Here is a 21475-nt window from a genome sequence, read left to right on the forward strand (position 1 = left end):
TTCATTCCTTAACGAATTCGGTTTGTTTACTGGTCATGTATTTTTGCCAACCGCCTGTAATAATAATTGTCACTACAATGAAAACAGTACTTAATATAAATGGATAAAAAACATTCACATCATAAACAACTCCTGCAATTGTTGGACCTAATATGTTGCCAAAACTCATATATGCATTGTTCAATCCCATCGCAAATCCTTGATTTTCTCCTGCAAGTCTTGAAATAAGTGCATTAACTACTGGTCTCAAAATCGATGTCGCAAGGAAAATGATTAATGTAATTCCAAAAAATAGATAAAATTGATTTACTATTAATGATAGGAAGAAACCAACTGCCGCTAGACCTAAAAATAAATGAATGGTCTTTAATTCCCCTAATTTTCGAACGATTTTTTCTACGAAGAGTAATTGCACGAGGACACTAACTAATCCTGTTGAAGTAATCATAATTGCAATTTGCTGTGGAGATGCATCAAACTGATCCTCCATAAAGAGAGAGAGAATCGATTCATATCCGACTAATCCAAAGCTCATAACTAATGAGATGAGAAGAGGGATGAAGTAGGGTAATTTAACCGATTGAGCTAATTTTGTTCCAATTGACTCCTTTGACTTTATGTCTTTTGGAGATTCATATTCTTGTTTCTTACTTTCTTCCAATAATAAAAAGGAAAAAATGACTGCTGTTATAGAGCTAATGGCTGCGACTAAAAATGGAATTTTGAGGCCGGCATGTGCAAGAAAGCCACCGATTCCAGGTCCAATAACGATGCCAAGTGACATGGCAGCTGATAGAAAACTATGACCTTTGGCACGTTGTTCCATTGTTGTAATGTCTGCTATATACGCAAAAATCGCTGGAATGAGCATAGCAGCTCCAAGACCGCCAATGACACGGGAAAAATAGTGAATCCAAATAATATCTGTCACATAAAACACAAACATGGAAATGGACAATGTACCCAATCCATAGATGATAATTTTTCTTCTTCCATATTGATCAGCCCACTTTCCCGCAATTGGAGAAAAGAATAATTGTGCACCAGCAAAAAAGGCGATTAATAATCCCGCAGCTGTTCCTCCTTGATTAATAGATTGGAGGTATTCTGGTAAGATCGGAATAATAATGCCAAAACTTGCATTCGCAATGAACATATTAACCATCAAAATAACTAGTTTTCTCTGTGCATTTCTAGACATCCAAACTGCTCCTTTCTTTGTATCTTACTTACAGTCTAAGGAGCAAAGTTTCGTTTTCCATTAATTAATCCTTAAGAATTTCTTAAGTTGGAAAATAAATGAAAAAACAATATAGTTTTTACCATAAAGGAAAGTAATGTCTTAATGATCAATCAAGTTAATTTTGTTCATTCGAGCGTTTTAACGAGAAGGAAAAAACGGTTTTTTGCCAAGGTTTACTGTTAATTTGTATCGTACCTCCTAATTTTTCTACAAGTCGCTTTGTTATTGTAAGTCCAAGACCGCTGCCCTGATAAGATTTATTCCGTGAATCCTCTAGCGTATACAGCCTTTCAAAGACTCGGTCCTGGTATGGCTCATCTATGCCCTTTCCTTTATCCCACACATCGATGTAAATGTCGTCTTCATTTATTCTAATCTTCAAGCCAATCATCTTCCCATCCCCACCATGCACGATTGCATTTGATATGAGATTAGTTAAAATGCGTTTAAGTGCTTCAATGTTCCCTAACACATAAATGGGTTTATCTGGAATGTCGATGTGGACATCAATGCCTTTTTTGTTGAAAATATCATAGTATTCCAGGAGACTTTTGCGGCAGATATCATTTATTCTTATGCGCGTAAGCGGGACCTCCTTATCCCCTGACTCTAATTTTGCCAAATTGAAAAATTTGTCAATTAGAGTAATCACTTCTACAGATTTGTCATGAATTTTGGTGAGGATTAAATGTCTTTCTTCAGGATCCAACTCAGAATCCATCTGAATCATTTCTACATAACCTAATGTGACTGTTAAGGGAGTTTTTATATCATGTGAAATATTTGAAATCATTTTCTTCATTGACCATTTAGTGTTTGTATAATTTGCTAAAGCTTTTTTATGCTTTTCTAAAAGCCGGTTCAAATCCACTGTAATATCAATCAATTCTTTGTCATCTGTAAATAACAATATAACTTCATCTGATGATTGGTTGACGATTCGATGTAACTTATTATGAATTTCACGCAAATGTTTTGTTCTTGTTCTACTCATTTGATATTGAGCGTAAATGATAGCTACCAAAATGACAGTTGTGCCGATGTATAAAATAGTCATGTTAGTTACTCACCCATTTGTAGCCAATTCCCCATAATGTTTTTATATATTTGGGGTTGGATGGTTCATCTTCAATCTTTTCTCTTAACCTGCGAATATGACCATTAATAACGTTGTCATTTCCGAAATAATGTTGTTGCCAAACAAGGTTATACAAATCATCCTTTGTAAAAACCCGGTTTTGATTGGTGATAAATAACTTCAGCAATTCAAATTCCTTTGATGTTAGTTTAATTTCTTCATTTTCCTTATTTACAGAATAATTATGTAAGTCCACAGTAAGTTGACCAAAAGTAAAGATTTGATGGAGTATTGGTTCGGTATCATTTGCATATTTAGTTACCCTTCTAATACTTGCTTTAATTCTTGCTGAAAATTCTACAAGTGAAAATGGTTTAGATAAATAATCATCAGCTCCAAATCCCAAGCCCAATGCCTTATCAACATCAGTGTCTTTCGCTGAAATGATTAATATTGGTATAGTGCTCCTCTCTCGAATCAACTTTATCGCTTCAATACCATCTAATTTTGGCATCATAATATCAATGACGATTAAATCAATATCTTCACTTAAAAAAAGGGCTAATCCCTCTTCTCCGTTAAAAGCTGTTAAAACAAAATATCCTTCCTTTGATAGAAATTTCTCTAACATTTCACTGATAGAAGGGTCATCATCAATAAGTAATATACGGTATGGCATCTTATCCTCCTTACTAACTTACAAGTGTTTTCAATGTTATAAAAGGTAACTTATATTTTTATTCTATAATTTGAAAGACATTCCTCCCCTTTACATGCGTACCTTAATGCGAAAGACACACTTATTTTTATTTATCAAATGTTTTTGCGTTAGGGGGAAAACACTACCTTATTGAAGGGGTGTGACCATATTTCTCTATAACTAACCTTTGGTAGAATAATAGTACTCGGAAATATAGTACTTATCACTCCTTTATCGACGCGAGGTGTTCAAATTAGCATTCAAGTGGTGTGATAACATACTTGATGGAAGATATTAACGTTATAAAGAGATTAGTTGAAGATGGAAATGAAAAGGTATCAAAGTGCTTAATAGTAAATAGTGACAACAGGTTTACTAGCCTGAAAGGGGTTATATTTTAAAGGGAGAAACAACTCCCTTTTTCTTCAAGGTAGCTTTTGTATCTGTTGTTTAAAGGTATGATTATTAGAGTTAATCTATTATTGGAATATGAACTCATTGCAAATTGAGTTATTTTAATTCAATGAAATTCTAAGGCTTATTCAACTAGGGGGGAAGGTTAGTTAAAGAGGGACATACTTAAGCAAAGTATGTGAGTAGTTTAATCACACTATAATAATTGAACAATTATCTAAACTCGTTGAATGAGCAACAATACTTTGGTTTATGGTCTAATATATACTTTCAAGTCATTTGACAAATACTGTGGCTAAATGTTTTTTGTAATTCTTTATTTTAAAAATGAACGATTTCTCCCAGTTAATCGTATTACATATAGATTATTATTGTATGGAGTAGATCTCATGGATGAAAAGGATTTAATTCAAAAGGCGAAAAAAGGAGATACATTGGCGCTTTCGAAACTGCTACAACAGAATTATTCGTTTCTCGTAAAGTATTTAATGAAAGTTACCCTTCATCCACAAGTCGCAGAAGATTTAACGCAAGAGACGATGGTGAAGTGTATTGAAAAAATCCAACTGTATAATGGTGAATCCAAGTTTTCCTCATGGCTCATCACGATCGCAACGAACCTTTTCATCGATCAACAGCGGAGAAAGAAGCTGGAGAAAAACTGGCTAGAGCACGAACAAGCGCTCCGAAAAATGAAATGGAATGTAGCAAATATGAATGAAGAATGGGCAGATGTACTTGATATACTTGCCCAAATTGATGAAGAAATACGTATGCCAATCGTATTAAAGCATTATTACGGATATTCATATGGGGAAATTGGGAAAATGATGGGTCTAGCAGAAGGAACAGTAAAATCTCGAGTGTCAAATGGTCTAAAAAATGTACGAAAGGAGTTGGCTGATCTTGAAGGAGAATGATTCTAAAAATAGTAATTCTATGTTGGATGATGAAGATGAATTAACGGTTAAGCAATTAACAGATGGTTTAGAAAAACTGGACCAATGGAATCCAGTATCTACTCCAAACTTACAATGGTTTCAACAGAATGTTGAATTAGAGAAAAAAAGAATACGAAAAAAACAATGGAAAGACCTTCTCACGTTTATCTCTGTTGCAGTATTAGTGCTTTCAGTTGTGATTGCTGTCGTTTATCGCCAGCCAATTCTTTTTCTTTATTTTCAGCTTGTGGGGATTATCTTACTGCCCGTCGCTCTTAACAAAACTAGAAAGAAGGTCAGTAATGAATGAACTCAAATGAACTAAGTAGCATATCGCTTTGGTTATGGCTCGTGATTGCGTTCATTCTGATTTGCCAGAGCTCGTGGATGTTTTGGGACGCGCGAAAGAGAGGACACAATGCTTGGCTATGGGGATTCTTAGGTCTTATTCAATTTCCAACGTATCTTATTATCTATCTTATTTTTGCAAGGAAAATATTTAAAAGAAAGGTCTCAGGATCAAATTCCTGAGATTTTTTTTTCGTGAGTGAACGAATAGGCAAACGTAATCGTATTAAGGATAAATAAACAGTTTGGAGGAGAAAAAATGAATGAACTGTTAAATGGAATCCCATGGGGAGCGTTTGCGCCAATTATTGTCTTACAATTAATTCTTATGATTATCGCATTAGTTTCTTGTATTAAAGAAGAAAAAACGAACGGACCAAAATGGTTGTGGATTCTTGTTATTCTCTTTATCGGCATAATAGGGCCAGTGCTTTATTTCGTTGTTGGAAGGAGAAATGATTAATGGAATTATTAAAGGCAAGCGATTTAGTAAAAAGTTTTGGAAATACGAATGCTGTTAAAGGAATCAATTTTCATATTGAAGAAGGCAGGTGCGTTTCATTACTTGGACCAAATGGAGCAGGAAAAACAACAACATTAAAAATGCTATCCGGATTGTTGGCACCGACTTCAGGTAGTATTGATTTTAAAGGGGGAAAACCAAAGGATTTAAGGCCGTATATTGGGTATTTACCTCAATATCCTGCTTTCTATAATTGGATGAGCGGAAAGGAGTTTCTTGTTTTCGCAGGACAATTGGCAAAAATGAATCGTAAGGAAGCAGAAAAACGGAGTGAGGAATTACTTGAACGAGTGGGTCTAACGAATGCAAAGAAAAGGAAAATAGGGGGTTATTCTGGTGGAATGAAGCAGCGCCTCGGATTGGCACAGGCACTCATTCATCGTCCGAAATTACTTATTTTAGATGAGCCTGTTTCTGCACTCGACCCACTTGGGAGACGGGAAGTGTTGGACATGATGAGAGAGATTAAAGAGGAAACAACTATTCTTTTCTCAACTCATGTCCTTCACGATGCAGAAGAAATAAGTGATGACATTCTTATCATGCATGCTGGGGAAATTGCGATATCAGGTAGCCTGGGAAGGGTAATGGAGGAATATCGGCAACCTATTTTACAAATCGAATTCGAATCACCGGCTGTTGATTGGCTAAAGAGCATAGCGAGTTATAGCTTTGTATCTGAAGTAGACATTCAAGGTAATAAAACCAGCATCGTATTAAAAGATATGGTAAATGGAAAGCAAACATTATTAAAAGATATCGTGGATAGAAAACTTCCGATTCGTAAGTTCGAGATTTCTCAAACAACATTAGAAGATTTATTTGTCAAGGTGGTGAAGGCATGACGCAATGGACTGTTCTTTATCAAAAAGAAATAACGGAAATGGTGCGGAATTATAAAATTTTATGGATTCCAATTGTGTTTATTTTGCTAGGTGTTATGCAGCCGGTTAGTTCGTATTATATGCCGGAGATTTTGGACACTTTTGGGGGTCTTCCAGAAGGTACAATCCTTGAAATGCCTACTCCAACAGGGGCAGAAGTATTAATGAATGTTCTATCTAATTATGGGATGCTCGGTGTACTTATTCTTGTTTTGAGTGCAATGGGTATCGTTTCCGAAGAAAAACAAAGTGGAGTAGCAGCTATGGTCATGATTAAACCAGTTTCTTATTCCTCATATATATTATCTAAATGGGCTGGGTTACTTACAATTACATTCGTTTCATTGCTTATTGGATATGTAGCTTCTTGGTATTATACGAGTTTACTCATTGAAACAGTCGCTTTTGAGCGCGTTTTTCAAAGTGTAGTGATCTATAGCATATGGTTAGTTTTTGTTGTTACATTGACGCTTTTTTTTAGTACGATAATGAAAGGAAATGGAGGAGTTGCTTTTGTTACAATATTTGTGGTCTTTGCCATTTCGACAGTTACATCCCTTCTAGGAAAGTATATGAAATGGAGTCCGGCCACGATGACTGAGCACACAGGACAGGTCTTGCTGTCAGGAAAACTAGATTCTAGTTTCTTGTTAGCTTTTATTACAACTATTGCTATTATTATCGTCGTACTCATCGCATCTGTACAAATATTTAAGCGAAAAGACTTATTGGAATAAAAAATCCTTTTTCATACATTTTTATCCATATAACACTTCGCAAAATGGTATAAACTTGTTATATCAATGTTAACCCTCTTTGTTCTTAATGAGCAAGGAGTTTTTTTAAGTCTAATTAAGGATTTGAAGGGCTCTAGAATCAAGGGTAAATAATTATATTGTGCAATCTTGCAAGAGCATGTAACAACAGGGGAGGAGCAAGGAGGGTATTAATGTCATTTTTAAATCATCCAATCTAAGTACAATTCATTTACCTAATATTAAATTTCCTCTTGTATCTCACGTAACGTGAGTTGTTAATATTAATTCACAATCTATCAAGGAGGATAAATTATGGAAATTGGATTTTGGCTTATTTTAATTACCTTATTGCTTTATGATCCGATTGTTGGATACTTAGACTTTCAGAAATTTAAAAAGGATGTACGGATAAAAGAGCATGCAAGATTAAAGTACTACTACAAAATAATATATGGATTATGGATACCCATCATTTTCATGCTTGGCCTGGTTTTACTGACAGAACTGTCTTTAGGGCAAATAGGATTCACATCACTGAAACTTAATACTTCTGTTTTAGGTACTGTTTTCAGTTACATCATTTTAACCTTAGGAGTATTTTATCTTTGTTTAGTTTTGTACTATATAATTGGTTATTATTTAAGTTCTAAGATTAGGCGTGAACTATCCATAAAAAAAGCGGGGGAAATGGAGAATTATGAGTTTACTCCGATATTGCCAGTTAATGATAAAGAGAAAAAAGTGTGGAATTTTGTATCATTGAGTGCGGGGATAACCGAAGAAGTTCTTTATAGAGGTTTCTTAATTTTTGCACTATCCTATTTATTTCCTGATTTATCAATATGGGGAGTCATTATTGCCGCATCTTTTATATTTGGATTAGCACATACCTATCAAGGGGTTTGGGTAGGAGTTGTAAGAACTACTATTATAGGTTTTTTATTTTCTTGCCTATATATTGTTTTAGGATCAATTATTCCACTAATTATTTTACACTTCTTAATTGATTATCTTGCTAAATTAGGTGATCAAGGTCATGCTGTTGCGAAATGAGTGAGGGATGTTACCCCTAATTACTGTTATGGCAGCTTGTAACTAAAAAATTTGGAGTAGGTGTTAGATGAAACAAAGGGGAAACGTAACAGGATTCAATATTCATTTTCTCACTTGAATGATAAAAGGAATCGCCCTATGTTTCCTTTTTTTAATGTCAAGTTAGTTTTAGGAGGAAAAATATATTAAATGCCGAACTAATTATATTAAATAATACACAAAAAGGAGAAGAGTCATGAAAGAAGGTCAATTGGTACTTTTTAATCAGTTAGAAGCTTATCGACAAGATTTATTGGATAGTATAAGTGGGGTAAGTGCAGAGGCAGCTGAGATTGTACCCAACCATTTTAATAATAATATTAGATGGAATATGGGACACGTATATCTAGATCAGTATTTATGGATTGAGACTTTAACAAAGGAGAAAACGGAGGCTCCAGAATCTTTCCGAAAATGGTTTGGATATGGTACAACACCGGATAATTTTTCTATGGAGACACCTTCTTATATCGAACTAAAAAAATTGTTGGAGGAACAACCTAAGAGGTTGAAGGAGAGCTATGGACATCGTTTAGAAGAATTATTTTCTCCCACTGAAATGGGGATGCGAACGATTGAACAAGTGTTAATTCGGACCATCTTTCACGAGGGAATACATTTGCAAGCTATAAATGACATAAAAAAATGTTTATATTTGCATGAAGCGATATAAACCCTTAAAGGAAACTGGTGTAGAAGGAAAGGCTCTTCCTAAGAAAGTCGGCATCAAGTGGAAACAAAGAGGTAGCTTATGCAGCCCCTTTGTTTTTTTGTGGAAAATAAACGCTGTAAAAAATGTAGTAAAGCCAAAAGTTGTTTCATGCTTGGTGAGATAAACTTTTTCCTTCACAAACGGGGTTGAGCAATTCAGTCAGACAAAAGAGGCTCTATGAAGTTACTATTAGTTCATAGAGAAAATTACAAACATGACGATAGGACCTTCTTTAACAAACGCATTTCTCATCAAGAAGTGTAACTACCTTAGATATCCACCATTATTTATATCGAAAGTTGCCCCCGTATAATGCTTTGCTCTATCTGATAATAAGAAGACAACAGTATCAGCCACATCTACAGGGAGGACAGGTGTATGAATGAGTTGCTGTTTTAGATAATTCTCTTTTCTCCAATCAGGAATCGTATCCATCATTGGAGTAGTAACCATAGTAGGAGCAACAGCATTTACTCGGATATATGGTGAGAAATTTAATGCACAGCTTTTAGTTAAACCTAATATAGCAGCTTTTGATAACCCATAAATTGCATCTGAACTGCCTTCCATTCCAGATACGGAAGACATATTAACAATAACTCCCGGGCGCTTGCTTTGAAGCAACTTTTTACCGAACATTTGTGAGAAATAAATAAACCCTTTAACGTTTATATCCAAGACTTTATCCATTTCATCTACTTGATAATCCAGTATGTTTTTCGCCAAATACACCCCTGCATTATTTACTAATCCATCTACATCTGTATGTGCTTCTTCAACATGTTCAAAGAATTTAGCGACCTCTTCATAGTTACTTACATCTAACTGATATGTATGTAGAACATAGTGATTAGCCATGGATTCTTTTAATTCATATAAAGAATGTTCATTAATATCGCATGCAATTACTGAAACTCCCTCATGTAAGCATTGTTTAACAATTTCTTTCCCTATTCCAGAAGCCGCTCCTGTTACGATTACTTTCTTAGTTTTAAGCACTTATTATAGCCCCTCTCTTTACATGGTTACTCTAGACAGTATTATTTATCCAAATAACTATTTCCTTCTTTTTAGGTCAATTTATTGGTATCTATTAGTGGCTTTGTCGTATTGATTATATTGGGTCTTATTCAACATATGAGAAATAATAAAAAATACAAGTAGTCCTTCAAGTGCATTGTCATAATGAAAAGAGTCGAATGAACGTTGTTGTTCATTCGACCCTTTTTTAGATTCAATACTTATCAGTTGATTAGAAAAACCTTTCCTTTACGATTTCGATAAGACTCTACAAAATTGACTGCTTCTTTTACTTTTATCAAGTCGAATTGAGCATCTGCATTCTGGAGTTTTAACTTTTTATTAGTGATTAAGGCTATCAGGTGATTAAATGTTTCTTGCCAAGTACTTATCGAAACTCTATTATTCCAATGTCGTAAATGAAATATTTTGGCGTTTACTTTTGCCTTATTTATGATTTGTGCCCAGTCTACTTGAATTCCTGATAATAGTCCTATAGTTAAAAAGGTTCCAGTTGGGTGAACGCTAAATGCTAAATTAGTGCCTGCAGGACCTCCTATTGAATCAATGGCTGCTTTGGCCCCGAGTCCATTGGTTAATTCCATCACTGTTTCATGCAATGGGCTGACAGAGGTGTTTATAACATAAGAAGCACCGAGTCTTAGTAAATCTTTTGAGTATTTCTCATTTCTTGTTACAGCTATTAATCGGAAGCCTATTACTTTAGATAATTGAGCAAAAATATGCCCAATCGAAGAACCACATGCGTTTACCAATAAGACATCATTTGGCCTTAATTTTAATTCTTCCACACATATCACCCAGGCTGTTATTGGGTTTATATACATCTGAGCAGCTGTAAAGTCATCAATAGAATCCGGTATCGGCACGGTAAAGTCTGCTGTTGTTTTCACAAACTCTTGCCAAGTACCTTCACCTCGTAAAGGTAAGACACGCTTACCAATAAGGTTTTGAGATACTAATGGACCAACCTCTTCTACAATACCTACGCCCTCATAACCAGGAATATTAGGTAACGGAATACGGTGAGAATATGCACCTTTAATGGGAATTAAATCAGAAGGGTTCATTGGTCTTGCTATCATACGTACCAGCACTTCATTATCCTTAGGAGTTTAGTACGTCTTCGGGATTACCAAATTCATAGAACTTAATACACTTTGCTTCCAAAACAGTAATTCTCCTTTTCCATAATCTCAACATTGCTATGGCGCTAATAATCATTCAGACCCTTTTATTATCATGGTGTATTTGAAAATAAAAGACACCAGAAACCCCAAAATTGTAGGACGCGTTTCTAGTGTCTTCATCCTTCCCTATTCCTTCCCTTCAGGTTTCTCATTCAATATCGAACGCAGTTCTTTGATGTCTTTGTCTGATAATTTATCGTCTTGGATAAAGTGGACGAGCATGGATTTGAGTGTGCCGCCGTAGATGCGTTGGATGAATGATTGTGTTTCTGCCTTTTGGCACTCTTCTTGGGAGTAGAGTGGGGAAAAGGTGTACACTTTCTGGCTCTTGTCGACAGCTACGACTGACTTTTGGACGAGACGGTCGAGCAATGTTCTGATGGTCTTTGGTTTCCAATCAGTATTTTTTTGTAAAGATTGGATGATATCGTTAGCTGTTCGTGGTGAGTGATCCCAAAGGACATTCATGATGGCCCATTCGGATTCTGAGATATTCGGTAATGTTTCCCCCATTTATTGTGCCTCCTTGCTTTCGTAAATCCCTAATTCTTTCAAAATATCTCTCGTGATTTGTATTGCCTTTTGCCCATCTGGTTCTCCTTCGTCTTGAATATTTGTGGCAAAGAAGTAGGTAGTTTGCTTTGTTTCGACGTAACCTATAAACCAACCGTTTTTGTTTATACCATTAATGGTTCCTGTGCCTGTTTTTCCATATAAGCGGTAACCTGTGTGGCTTTCAATTAATAGTGCATCTTGCACCTTGGCTGTATGCTCCTTTTTAAATCCTAATTGATGATGATAAAAAGATTGCAAGAGCTCGACTTGTTCAACTGGTGAAATCTTCAAGGATGATTCATTCCAAAAGTCTTTTACGCCTCCTGAAGTATCGGTGTTGCCATAATGTATACGTTGAAGATTTGTTTGTAACGCTTCCTCACCAGCCATCGTATCTAAGCGTTGGAAATACCAATTAACTGAGTTTTGTAGAGCAGAAGTTAAGTTGTGATCTTGATTCCAAGCCGCAAAAGGTTGGTTTCTGCCATCCCACGAAAGGGTGGAAGCTTCCTCCATAATGTACCCTGCATCTAATGCAAATAAAGCACTATAGATTTTATAAGTAGAATCAGGTGAGATCCGCTTCATGCCATTCTCGCGGTTATGAATGACGTATTGATTTTTCGCTTCATCATAAAGGACGAAACTTCCTTCAAACCCTTGAAAGAAAGGTGAGAGATTTCGCTCAATGATGCTCTCGTTTTGAAAGTCATATGTCTCTTCTGCTCCGATTTCGAGTGCAGATACGAAAGGTAGCTGAGCAATTAAGATAAAGAGAGTTAAAGTATAGAAGCATACTGTTTTTTTAAATGAGTATGCTTTTTTTGTACGAAAAGCAGCAATACGCTCGATTCGTTCTTTCATTTGTCGTTTGCCACTTGTGAATTCTGCGGTTAGTGGCAGCTTCCTTTGCATAGTAGATGCGAAATTAATCATTGTATGCCCATAACGAACGACAGCTTTGTCATGGTAGAGTAACTGTAAAACTGCCTCATCACAAGCCATTTCTCTATCGGCTTTCATTCTTTTTGAGGCAATCCAGATGAGCGGGTTGAACCAGTAAATGACCTGGAAGAAAATCATCACATAGTTTGTAAGTAAATCTTTATTTTTATAATGACTTAACTCATGTAGAAAGATATTTTCATAGTCCGTCATGGTTAACCAGCTTTGCTCTTTTTTTGGGATGACAACGACACTATGAAAAAGGCCAAAAATGAGTGGTGAGTGAGTCTCGGTTGAATAGCGGACGTCGATAGTTCTTTTAATCCCTAGTCTTTTTTTACATGATAGAAAAAGAGCCTTAATATTTGGGTCTTCAACTGGTTGTGTTTGGGCCTTCAACCTTTTAAGTGCGAAAAAGCTAATCAAAAGTAAAGATAGTAACACAAACACACCGAGTAGCCATAGAATCATGAGCGGTACATTTAAGAAAGAGAAATCAATCCTTTGAACCGAAACAGAGAAATCTTTAATGAATTCGTTTGTCATTACACCTTGGTTTTTTTCAATTGCCACTGTTGTACCTTCCTTTTGTAATTCCGGAATTTGCGGTTGTGCGGAAAACAAAGAAGGTAATGGTATAGGGCATAAAGGAATGAGCAGTGTTAGGAAAAGCAATATCCACAAGTGGTTAAGTGATTGTGCTTTTATTTGGTTTTTCATCCAATTACGTATAAGTAGGATGGTAAGGATTGAAAAAGTGGAAATGATCAACCCGTTGAGAAAGAAACTTATAAAGATCTCGCCCACCTCCTTTTTTTAAAAAAAAATTTGACAATTAGGATTACATATGTAATATTGTACTACAGATGTAATCAGACTACAAATGTAATCTGGTATTAAATTTTAGGGAGTGGTTTTTGGATGAAAAAAATGATTGTTGGTTTATTTGTTGCTATGTTATTACTCGTCGGTTGTTCTAAAGAAAATGAAGTGAATGGTGGGGAAGTGAAGGCAGAGGATGTGTCGTCTGGCAAGTTTGCTCAGTTAGAAGAAAAGTATGGTGCTAAATTAGGTGTATACGCTATTGATACAGGTAATGAAGAAACGGTTGCCTATCAAGAAGACGAACGGTTTGCGTATGCCTCGACATTTAAGGCGTTAGCGGGGGCGGTTTTATTAAAGGAAAACCCGATATCAATCTTAGATGAAAAAAGAATGTACACAAAAGAAGACCTTGTTACCTATTCACCGATTACAGAAAAATATGTCGATGAAGGAATGACATTAAGGGAGATTGCGAAAGCAGCTATGCAGTATAGCGATAATACAGCGGGAAATTTATTGTTTGCAGAATTAGGTGGACCAGATCAGCTTGAGGAAGCACTAAGAGCGATCGGTGATGATGTGACAGAGATGGACCGGTTGGAGACAGAATTAAATGAAGCCACTCCTGGGGATACGAGAGATACTAGTACCCCTAAAGCATTGGCAACAAATTTAAGAATACTTGGATTAACGGATGAATTATCGGAAGAAAAAAGAGAAATTTTTCAGGAGTGGTTCAAAGGAAATACAACTGGTGATACCTTGATTAAATCAGGAGTACCAACAGATTGGATCGTTGGTGATAAAAGTGGTGCCGCATCTTATGGTACAAGAAATGATATCGCGATTGTATGGCCGCCTAATGATGAACCAATTGTGATTGCCGTATTGTCGAATAAGCAGGAAAAAGAAGCCGAATATGATGATCAATTGATTGGAGAAGCAACCGAGATTGTGCTTGAAACATTGACTCAAGTGAATTGAGATCAAAAAGTGTTATTGGGAATAAACTGCCTAGATAAAATTGATTGTTCATAGCTGTTTTACAGTAGAAAATATGTCATTTCTGTCCCTGCATCATCATAAAAAAACCCATTCTGACCATAAGTCAAAATGGGTTTCTTACTTTATTTATAATTATTGTGCTGTGTATCCACCATCAATAATTAGGCTGTTACCAGTCATGAAAGAAGAATCATCGCTAGCCATAAATAATACTGCTTTTGCCATTTCTTCTGGTTTACCTAAACGATTCATTGGTGTAGCAGCAGTTAAACCTTGTCTATCTGCTTCTCCAAGAATTGGTGTATCGATAAATCCTGGGCAAAGCGCATTTACACGGATATTGCGTGCTGCATACTCTAAGCCAAGCGAACGAGTTAAGTTCACGACACCTGCTTTGGCAGCGTTATATGCCGCACTTCCAGGTGAGCCAACCCAACCATACATAGAAGCTGTATTGACAATAACACCGCTTCCTGTTTTTAAGAATTCTTTAATAGCAGCTTGTGCAACTAAGAATACCCCATCTAAGTCCACTTCTACTGTTTTTCTCCACTCTGCATAGCTTAGCTCTTCAGTTGGTTTTACTGCGCCAATTCCCGCATTATTAAATAAAATATCTACTTTACCGAAAGTATCTAATGCTGTAGTAAAGATATTTTTAACTTCTACTTCACTTGTTACATCAGCTTTAAGGAAAACCGCTTCTGCACCTTGTGATTTTAATTCAGCTTCAAAACTAGCACCTTTTTCTTCGTTCATATCAACAAGGACTAATTTTGCCCCTTCTGAAGCAAATAATTTTGCAGTTGCAGCACCAATACCAGATACTCCCCCAGTAATAACAGCTACTTTATCTTGTAGTTTGCTCATGTTTCTTCCCCCTATTATAATGAATGTGTCAATACACTTAATTGAAAGTGTTTACAAATAAATTATAATACGATGATAGATAGGTTCAATCAGCAATAAAATTGTAATTGTGTATTCATTAGACATATTAGGTATAATTGTCTATAAACCAGCAAAATTTTGTTGCATAAGGAGAAGGAGCGAATGCAAAACAATTGGTCTACCCCAAGAAGAGATCGGACGAAGATGCACCTTCAACAGGCTCTGATTGCCTTAACGAAAGAAAAGGGCTTCCATTCTGTTTCTGTCAAAGATATCGTGCAGTATGCAAAGTATAATCGAAGTACGTTCTATGTTCACTATAAAGATAAATTTGAATTAGCCGATGACCTCTTGTCCACCAATCTAGCGGCGTTAGAAGAATCTTTTGAAAGGCCGTTTAAACTTAAGAGAGAGGTTAGTACAAACCTATTGGATAATAGGTATTTTCATATTATCTCATCCATTTATAACAATCGGGAATTTTATGATTTAATCAATTATGTCGACACCATTCCCGAACTGCATACGAGGTTTCCACAAACAATACTTACGATATATCAGGAGAAGTTTGAATTTAAAACAATTAATGATCTCCCGGTTAATATGGATTACTTTAAGCGATACACAGCATATGGATTTTACGGTTTATTAGCCAATTGGATTAATACAGGCTTCCAGATATCAAAAGAAGAATTGATTAAAGAAATTATCATACTATCTCAGGCGCATATGGCTTCGGTCAAATATTTAGATAAACATTAAAAGTGGCAAAAAAGTAGGCTCCGCTATTACAAGCTTGTTTGGACTATTTTCCTCATGGACCACTTTTTAATTCTTCATCATGTTCAATGATTCACAATCGGGTTATAGTTCTAGTATAACCGCTTGTGCACATTTTCACAAACTAATTTTAATTGATATTCGTTTGGAAACAATCTATGGAGTTAAGTCATCCATTAGCCCATTTAATTATGTTAAAATGAAAAGATAAAATTCAGTTGATTGATCCATGGTTTGCATAATGAATTAAGGGAGAATCCATTTTTGAATAAAAAAGATATAGCTGACTTTAAAAAACAATTTAAGATGAATAATGATTTATTAAAGATTAAAGATATTTTTAATGTTTATATAATGAAAGAATCTAGTGAAGTTTATCACCATCAAAGCACGCCATTTGAAATGCTTGAACAAGAACAGCAGGAACTTTTCTTAACCAACTTCAAAAAAGTACTGACAGGCCAGTTGGATCAGAAGTTGTTTGAATTGAAATTCCAGCGAAATATAGAGAATAGTAGCCAACTGATACTTCATCAAGCGATACTTACGAATGATACGGATGAATGGAAAGGGCATATGTTGGATCTTGTGGAAAAGATGTTGAAGGATAAACAGTACGAAATGGATATTGTCGTTACGTTTATACATGGTGAATATTTAAAGCCTACGAAACGGAGTAACGAAGAGACCGAAGAAAGCAGCCGAGATGCGGTTTATGCCAATCCTTTTATCTTATGCAGTATCAACAAGACGATAGATCCCAAAAAAGAGCTACTGTTTGACTATGTGGAGAAAGAATTCAAGTATCACTTTGTCGTTGATCCTGTTATCAATTTGAAAGTGCCAGTTGGCGGATTTCTATTTCCTAGCTTTACTGATCATGCTGCAGATGTGAATCATGTACTCTATTCAGCAGGAAAGGCATATGAGCTGGATTATCATTTCATTGAAGAAGTATTAAATGCTGAAGAAGCTATGACAGCACAAGACGATAAGATTGTGTTTGAGGAAATTGTAAAGGATGTTGCAGGCAACCAGATTAATACGTCGATACTTGCCAATGTATTCGATGAAATCCAACGAGTGGTGGAAGAGAATGAAGAGCCTGATGCCCCGAAACTGGACTATCGCGATGTGGAGAAGGTTCTAACGACTAGCGGTGTGCAGGATGTCGATCGCCAAAAGGTAGAATCAGCTTTCAAAAAGGTAATTGACGATGAAAATTATGAGCTGAAAGCAACCAGTATTGTGCCAAAGTATACGTCTAAGTCAATTAAAATCAAAACAAAAGTAGCAGATATTTCTGTTTGTCCGCAGGATTTGCGCTATGTCCGTCAAATGCATGTGGATGGTAAGCTTTGTCTAATGATTGAAGTGGAAGAGAACACAGTGATTGAAGGCTTTGAAATGATTCCAGAAGCAATATTTAATAAAGTAAAAGATGAAGAATAAAGAAAGATTTATCCCAATAAGTATTTAATAAGAATGGGATATAAAAATTAGCCGCCTTAGCCCAAATATAAGGCGGTTAAGCGTGATTTACCGGTAAATTGACACGAGATATGACCTATCCACCCTCCTCATTTTAAATAGATTCCCCAAAATGCCTGTATTACATTGGCATACTTTTCGAATATGCGATTAGATAGATATAGTCCATTCAGTTCCACGTAATCTTTATATGCCACTTTTACTTTATTCTTGAATTTATTTTTTTAAATATGAGCCGAAGGATTCCGTGGCTTAACAGAGTCCAAAGCAAGTGATGTTTATAGGGCAAGGGTACGACTTGTGTATATTTTACTGCTCAACATGCAACATTGGATAATATCTACTTATTAATAGGGTTCATTCCACTATTCTTTTAAAATGAGTATAAAAACCATATAAAATAATCCAAACTAATAGAAGGTAAAGAACCCTAATCATTCGGATGCATCTGATATCATTATCCCAACCACTGATTGATGTGACATTTACAAAAAGGAACCCAATTCTCTATTTTTAAATCCAATTTGAATCGTATCATTAACTTGTTAGGAGCTTTATTTAAACCTAACAGTAAATGATGTGGTTTCTTAAATGCCATATGTTTTCATCTGGCGTTGATAAAAAGTCTTTTGCTTTTAAAATGTTTACAATGTACCAATTATTGCCCCTTTTTAAAGCGACGTCTTCTCGATAAGCAACCATTAATTTGTAATTTAAAATTTCCAGTGACTTTTAAATGGAAACTTCCAAAAGGATGTTGTATTCTTATAGGTATTGAATTGGGGTTTTCTGTTATTAGAAGGCCCATCATGAATAAGGAAGGTGGAAGATTGAAGCAGATTTTCAGCATTGTCAGGCAGGATTTTAGGAATTTACGCAGGGTACCGTTAGTTGCGTTACTACTAATCGGTTTAGCCTTTTTGCCGTCATTGTATGCATGGTTTAATATTGCTGCATCGTGGGATCCATATAGCGAGACGAGTCAAATTAAGGTAGCAATTGTCAATGAAGATAGTGGCACAGAGCTTGAAGGGAAAGAAATGAATATAGGGCAAGAGCTCGTTGATCAATTAAAAGATAATGATCAAATGGGTTGGACCTTTGTGAATAGGCAGGTAGCTGAAGAAGGAGTAAGAGATGGAGATTATTATGCTGCGGTCTATATTGACGAGGATTTTTCGAAACAATTAACAAGTGTGGTGGATGGTGAACCAGAGGCACCGGAAGTCAGGTATGAGGTAAATGAAAAATTAAATGCGATTGCACCAAAGATGACATCTGCAGGCGCTTCCGCATTAGTTGAACAGATTAGTGAGAATTTCTTAGCCGAAGCATCAAAAGCCCTATTCACGGAATTTAACAATATCGGTATTAAGTTAGAGGAAGAACTACCGACCATTCTTAAAGTGGAGAATAATATATTTGCATTAGAAGAACGTTTTCCGGAGTTAAATGAACTAGGTGAAAAGATTGTCACGTTAAATGAAGACTGGCCAGAGATGAAGGAAACAATCACAAAAGTAATTGCCCTGGAAGAGAAATTTCCTGAATTAAATCAAGGAGCACAGCACATACTCACATTAGAAGAAAAGCTTCCGCTCATCAATCAATTAGGTGATCAAGTATTGACATTAGAAGAGCGGTTACCAGAAATTGAAGAGGCAGCAGAGCGATTAACAGAAGCAAGTCAGCAGTTTGGAGAAGTATCAGATCAGTTAAATCGAGCGTTAAAAGGTGTTCAAACAGCGCAGGAGGTGATTGATCGTGTGCAGGAAGCTTTACCGAAAGCCAATCAAATGGCAGCTGATGCTGAAGAATATGTTAAAAGTCTAAATAGCTTTTTATCAGCAAATGAAGGGGCAATTGAGCCCATATTAGATGTTATAACTCAAAATGCAGTTATCATTGAAAATACGGCCAATTCCATTGACCAAGTACTTAAACAACTCGAAAATGACCAAATGAACAATTCGGTCAATCAATCGATTAAAGATTTACAGCAACAATTGCAAACAAATATTACATCAGTTAATTATGCGATTGATATGTTTACGGCGTTAAATCAAAACGGTCAATTTACAACGGTGATTGATTCATTAACACAATTATCACAGCAGTTAACAGCACTTAATGATTCCCTAGCGCAAGCGGGCTCAGGTGAGTTATCAAAAGAGCAAATCCAAGTACTTAGGAAACAGGCTCAAGATACCGCTGCTCAAGCGGGAAGACTTGTTGCTTTTATGAACAATGGTGGAAAGCAAGAGATCTTAAATGGCATGCAACAATTGAATGATACAGCACAAAAAGCTGCGGGCGATTTAGAGAAAATTGAACAAGAAATGCCGAATATAGAAGAAGTGCTAACAAATGCAGAAGGAATTGCTGAGACAGGTGAAGCACAGCTCAATCAAATCATTGCTGACTTACCGGCAATCGAGGAGAGCATAGGTGAGATTGTTGCCAAGATTGAAACGGATTTACCGAAAGCAGTTGATGCCGTTCATAAGGCAAGCGACTTTATACGAAATGACCTTCCAGGTGTGGAAGAAAAAGTTCATCAAGCAAGTAACTTTGTCCGTAATGACCTCCCTAAAATTGAGTCAGAATTCTCGCGAATAGCGGGCTTAGTGAATGAAAACCTTCCTGAGGTGGAAAAAGGACTTTCTGAAGTTACCGCGTTCATTCAAGGGAATCTTCCTGCGCTTGAAGATTCGGTCCATAAAGCAGCCGATGATATTCGAGATTTTAAGGCAAATAATGATTTGGGAGAAATCATTGCGTTATTAAAAAATGATATTCAAAAAGAAAGTGAATTCTTTAAAGAGCCGGTAAAGCTTGTTGAGGATCAATTATATCCAATCCCAAATTACGGTTCAGCGAATACACCCTTTTATACTGTGTTATGTTTATGGGTAGGTGCACTGTTATTAGCGAACTTATTAAAAACAGATGTCCACCCAAAAGATATGAAAGAGGAGTATTCTATTCGTCATGTTTACCTTGGCAGGCTTGTCCTATTTTTAATCGTTGGCTTTCTACAAGGGTTAATTGTTAGTGTTGGTGATCTTCTGATTCTTGGAACTTACGCAGCAAATCCGGTTTGGTTTGTGATATTTACTGTCATTATTGCGATGATGTTTATGACAATGGTCTATACGATTGTCTCAATCTTTGGCAATATTGGTAAGGCGTTAGCGATTATACTCATGGTATTGCAGTTATCAGGTGCAGGCGGTACTTTCCCGATTCAAGTTGCACCAGCATTTTTCCAAGCGATTAATCCATTCTTACCATTTACACATGCGATTAATATTCTGAGAGAAGCAGTTGGAGGCATTGTCCCTCATGTCGTCTGGATGAGTTTTCTATACTTATTTCTCTTTTTCGTAGCCTCTTTAATCTTAGGGCTTGTACTAAAAAAACCATTAACGCCTTGGTTAAAGAAGACAGCGGAGAAATCTCGTTCTAGTCGATTAGTTGATTAATATAGAGCTTTTTGTCACTTATCGTGGCGAAAAGCTTTTTTTGATGATGTACATCAAATTTTTTCGGTGATTTAATTTACAGAACAGTGATTATTGGTGGCGATAATTTAAAGGGAGTGGGGGCAGATCTTCTTACGAGGTTGGTAATTAGGCAAGTCGCTCTGTTTGAAAATGTGAAGGGGTACATAGTTACAAGGGAAAGCAAAGGGATAAGTAGCGCAAAACAGATTTGTGACGTTCCTTAGTGGAAGCGTAAATGTTTAGCAGTTCTTTTCGGATGATGTGGCTCATACCTATCATCGTCATAAAATCTGAATAGTTCTCCTCATCCGTTTTACTTTCGTCTTTTCCATTATTTGTTGCTTTGTGTCCCAGAATAAAAGAATAATTTAACATGAAGCTACTATTGAAGTATGTGCAGATGGTTGTCCTTACTTTACAACAAAGATGAAAACACGATATTCAAGATTGAGCCTGCATACAGACCGTTGAGCGAGGTTAGAGGACATCAGGATTTGAATGGTAACGCTTTCTTTCACTATCTCGCTCATATGCTTATGACTTAATCGTTAAC

General features: G+C 36.1%; 18 protein-coding genes and 1 pseudogene. 11 read left to right on the top strand and 8 right to left on the bottom strand.

Annotation, left to right across the window (positions count from 1 at the left end):
- Position 1: 1 nt before the first annotated feature.
- The 3 genes from MKX67_RS00915 to MKX67_RS00925 all read right to left on the bottom strand — a co-directional run bounded on the left by MKX67_RS00915 (position 2) and on the right by MKX67_RS00925 (position 3000).
- A complete protein-coding gene (locus MKX67_RS00915; RefSeq protein WP_322910595.1) occupies positions 2-1201 on the bottom strand; it encodes an MFS transporter in 1200 nt (399 codons plus the stop codon).
- Positions 1202-1358: 157 nt separating this feature from the next.
- Positions 1359-2300: a sensor histidine kinase gene (locus MKX67_RS00920; RefSeq protein ID WP_322910594.1), complete on the bottom strand. Its 942-nt coding sequence runs from the start codon at positions 2298-2300 to the stop codon at positions 1359-1361.
- A gap of 1 nt (position 2301) precedes the next feature.
- A complete protein-coding gene (locus tag MKX67_RS00925) occupies positions 2302-3000 on the bottom strand; it encodes a response regulator transcription factor (protein ID WP_095371101.1) in 699 nt (232 codons plus the stop codon).
- Positions 3001-3824: 824 nt separating this feature from the next.
- Between MKX67_RS00925 and sigY the strand changes: the two genes are divergently transcribed.
- The 7 genes from sigY (at position 3825) to MKX67_RS00960 (ending at position 8654) form a co-directional block, all read left to right on the top strand.
- Positions 3825-4355 (top strand): RNA polymerase sigma factor SigY, encoded by a 531-nt coding sequence (gene sigY, locus MKX67_RS00930; protein WP_095371100.1) that lies wholly within the window; start codon positions 3825-3827, stop codon positions 4353-4355.
- Positions 4342-4686, top strand: coding sequence for a YxlC family protein (locus tag MKX67_RS00935; RefSeq protein ID WP_322910593.1), 345 nt, complete (start codon positions 4342-4344; stop codon positions 4684-4686). Before sigY ends, MKX67_RS00935 begins: the two co-directional genes overlap by 14 nt.
- A gap of 297 nt (positions 4687-4983) precedes the next feature.
- On the top strand, positions 4984-5187 hold the full coding sequence (locus MKX67_RS00940; RefSeq protein ID WP_095371097.1) for a PLD nuclease N-terminal domain-containing protein: 204 nt from the start codon (positions 4984-4986) through the stop codon (positions 5185-5187).
- Positions 5187-6092, top strand: coding sequence for an ABC transporter ATP-binding protein (locus MKX67_RS00945; protein WP_095371096.1), 906 nt, complete (start codon positions 5187-5189; stop codon positions 6090-6092). The genes MKX67_RS00940 and MKX67_RS00945 overlap by 1 nt, the downstream gene beginning before the upstream one ends.
- Positions 6089-6868 (top strand): ABC transporter permease subunit, encoded by a 780-nt coding sequence (locus MKX67_RS00950; RefSeq protein WP_322910592.1) that lies wholly within the window; start codon positions 6089-6091, stop codon positions 6866-6868. The genes MKX67_RS00945 and MKX67_RS00950 overlap by 4 nt, the downstream gene beginning before the upstream one ends.
- 333 nt (positions 6869-7201) lie before the next feature.
- On the top strand, positions 7202-7942 hold the full coding sequence (locus MKX67_RS00955) for a type II CAAX endopeptidase family protein (RefSeq protein ID WP_322910591.1): 741 nt from the start codon (positions 7202-7204) through the stop codon (positions 7940-7942).
- A gap of 235 nt (positions 7943-8177) precedes the next feature.
- Positions 8178-8654: a DinB family protein gene (locus MKX67_RS00960; protein WP_322910590.1), complete on the top strand. Its 477-nt coding sequence runs from the start codon at positions 8178-8180 to the stop codon at positions 8652-8654.
- 303 nt (positions 8655-8957) lie between these two features.
- Here MKX67_RS00960 and MKX67_RS00965 read toward each other — a convergent pair whose 3' ends face one another.
- From MKX67_RS00965 to MKX67_RS00980, 4 genes and pseudogenes are all read right to left on the bottom strand, one after another.
- The gene (locus tag MKX67_RS00965; protein ID WP_095371091.1) at positions 8958-9692 is read right to left on the bottom strand and encodes an SDR family oxidoreductase; all 735 of its coding nucleotides are present in this window, start codon (positions 9690-9692) and stop codon (positions 8958-8960) included.
- A 245-nt stretch (positions 9693-9937) separates the two neighbouring features.
- Positions 9938-10904 (bottom strand): annotated as a pseudogene (locus MKX67_RS00970) (zinc-dependent alcohol dehydrogenase family protein).
- A 146-nt stretch (positions 10905-11050) separates the two neighbouring features.
- Positions 11051-11437 (bottom strand): penicillinase repressor BlaI, encoded by a 387-nt coding sequence (blaI, locus tag MKX67_RS00975; RefSeq protein WP_095371090.1) that lies wholly within the window; start codon positions 11435-11437, stop codon positions 11051-11053.
- Complete coding sequence (locus MKX67_RS00980) at positions 11438-13231, bottom strand: BlaR1 family beta-lactam sensor/signal transducer (protein WP_342488792.1); 1794 nt, start codon at positions 13229-13231, stop codon at positions 11438-11440.
- Between the two features lie 114 nt (positions 13232-13345).
- Here MKX67_RS00980 and bla point away from each other — a divergent pair, with 114 nt between their 5' ends.
- The gene (gene bla / locus MKX67_RS00985) at positions 13346-14233 is read left to right on the top strand and encodes a class A beta-lactamase (protein ID WP_307316863.1); all 888 of its coding nucleotides are present in this window, start codon (positions 13346-13348) and stop codon (positions 14231-14233) included.
- 153 nt (positions 14234-14386) lie between these two features.
- Here the strand turns inward: bla and MKX67_RS00990 are convergent, their stop codons facing one another.
- Entirely contained in the window at positions 14387-15124 is a 738-nt protein-coding gene (locus MKX67_RS00990; RefSeq protein WP_095371087.1) for an SDR family NAD(P)-dependent oxidoreductase, read from the bottom strand.
- Positions 15125-15307: 183 nt separating this feature from the next.
- Here MKX67_RS00990 and MKX67_RS00995 point away from each other — a divergent pair, with 183 nt between their 5' ends.
- The 3 genes from MKX67_RS00995 to MKX67_RS01005 all read left to right on the top strand — a co-directional run bounded on the left by MKX67_RS00995 (position 15308) and on the right by MKX67_RS01005 (position 20901).
- On the top strand, positions 15308-15907 hold the full coding sequence (locus MKX67_RS00995; protein WP_307316861.1) for a TetR/AcrR family transcriptional regulator: 600 nt from the start codon (positions 15308-15310) through the stop codon (positions 15905-15907).
- A 282-nt stretch (positions 15908-16189) separates the two neighbouring features.
- On the top strand, positions 16190-17377 hold the full coding sequence (locus MKX67_RS01000; RefSeq protein WP_095371085.1) for a DUF4317 domain-containing protein: 1188 nt from the start codon (positions 16190-16192) through the stop codon (positions 17375-17377).
- Positions 17378-18225: 848 nt separating this feature from the next.
- The gene (locus MKX67_RS01005) at positions 18226-20901 is read left to right on the top strand and encodes a YhgE/Pip domain-containing protein (RefSeq protein ID WP_342488793.1); all 2676 of its coding nucleotides are present in this window, start codon (positions 18226-18228) and stop codon (positions 20899-20901) included.
- Positions 20902-21475: the final 574 nt, after the last annotated feature.

The organism is Cytobacillus sp. FSL W7-1323, assembly GCF_038595015.1.
Classification (GTDB): Bacteria; Bacillota; Bacilli; order Bacillales; family Cytobacillaceae; genus Cytobacillus; species Cytobacillus kochii.

Bases quoted from the DNA above. Each gene is read 5' to 3' on its own strand.
- MKX67_RS00915 (WP_322910595.1), bottom strand. From the start codon at position 1,201: ATGTCTAGAAATGCACAGAGAAAACTAGTTATTTTGATGGTTAATATG.
- MKX67_RS00920 (WP_322910594.1), bottom strand. From the start codon at position 2,300: ATGACTATTTTATACATCGGCACAACTGTCATTTTGGTAGCTATCATT.
- MKX67_RS00925 (WP_095371101.1), bottom strand. From the start codon at position 3,000: ATGCCATACCGTATATTACTTATTGATGATGACCCTTCTATCAGTGAA.
- sigY (WP_095371100.1), top strand. From the start codon at position 3,825: ATGGATGAAAAGGATTTAATTCAAAAGGCGAAAAAAGGAGATACATTG.
- MKX67_RS00940 (WP_095371097.1), top strand. From the start codon at position 4,984: ATGAATGAACTGTTAAATGGAATCCCATGGGGAGCGTTTGCGCCAATT.
- MKX67_RS00945 (WP_095371096.1), top strand. From the start codon at position 5,187: ATGGAATTATTAAAGGCAAGCGATTTAGTAAAAAGTTTTGGAAATACG.
- MKX67_RS00950 (WP_322910592.1), top strand. From the start codon at position 6,089: ATGACGCAATGGACTGTTCTTTATCAAAAAGAAATAACGGAAATGGTG.
- MKX67_RS00955 (WP_322910591.1), top strand. From the start codon at position 7,202: ATGGAAATTGGATTTTGGCTTATTTTAATTACCTTATTGCTTTATGAT.
- MKX67_RS00960 (WP_322910590.1), top strand. From the start codon at position 8,178: ATGAAAGAAGGTCAATTGGTACTTTTTAATCAGTTAGAAGCTTATCGA.
- blaI (WP_095371090.1), bottom strand. From the start codon at position 11,437: ATGGGGGAAACATTACCGAATATCTCAGAATCCGAATGGGCCATCATG.
- bla (WP_307316863.1), top strand. From the start codon at position 13,346: ATGAAAAAAATGATTGTTGGTTTATTTGTTGCTATGTTATTACTCGTC.
- MKX67_RS00990 (WP_095371087.1), bottom strand. From the start codon at position 15,124: ATGAGCAAACTACAAGATAAAGTAGCTGTTATTACTGGGGGAGTATCT.
- MKX67_RS00995 (WP_307316861.1), top strand. From the start codon at position 15,308: ATGCAAAACAATTGGTCTACCCCAAGAAGAGATCGGACGAAGATGCAC.
- MKX67_RS01005 (WP_342488793.1), top strand. From the start codon at position 18,226: ATGAATAAGGAAGGTGGAAGATTGAAGCAGATTTTCAGCATTGTCAGG.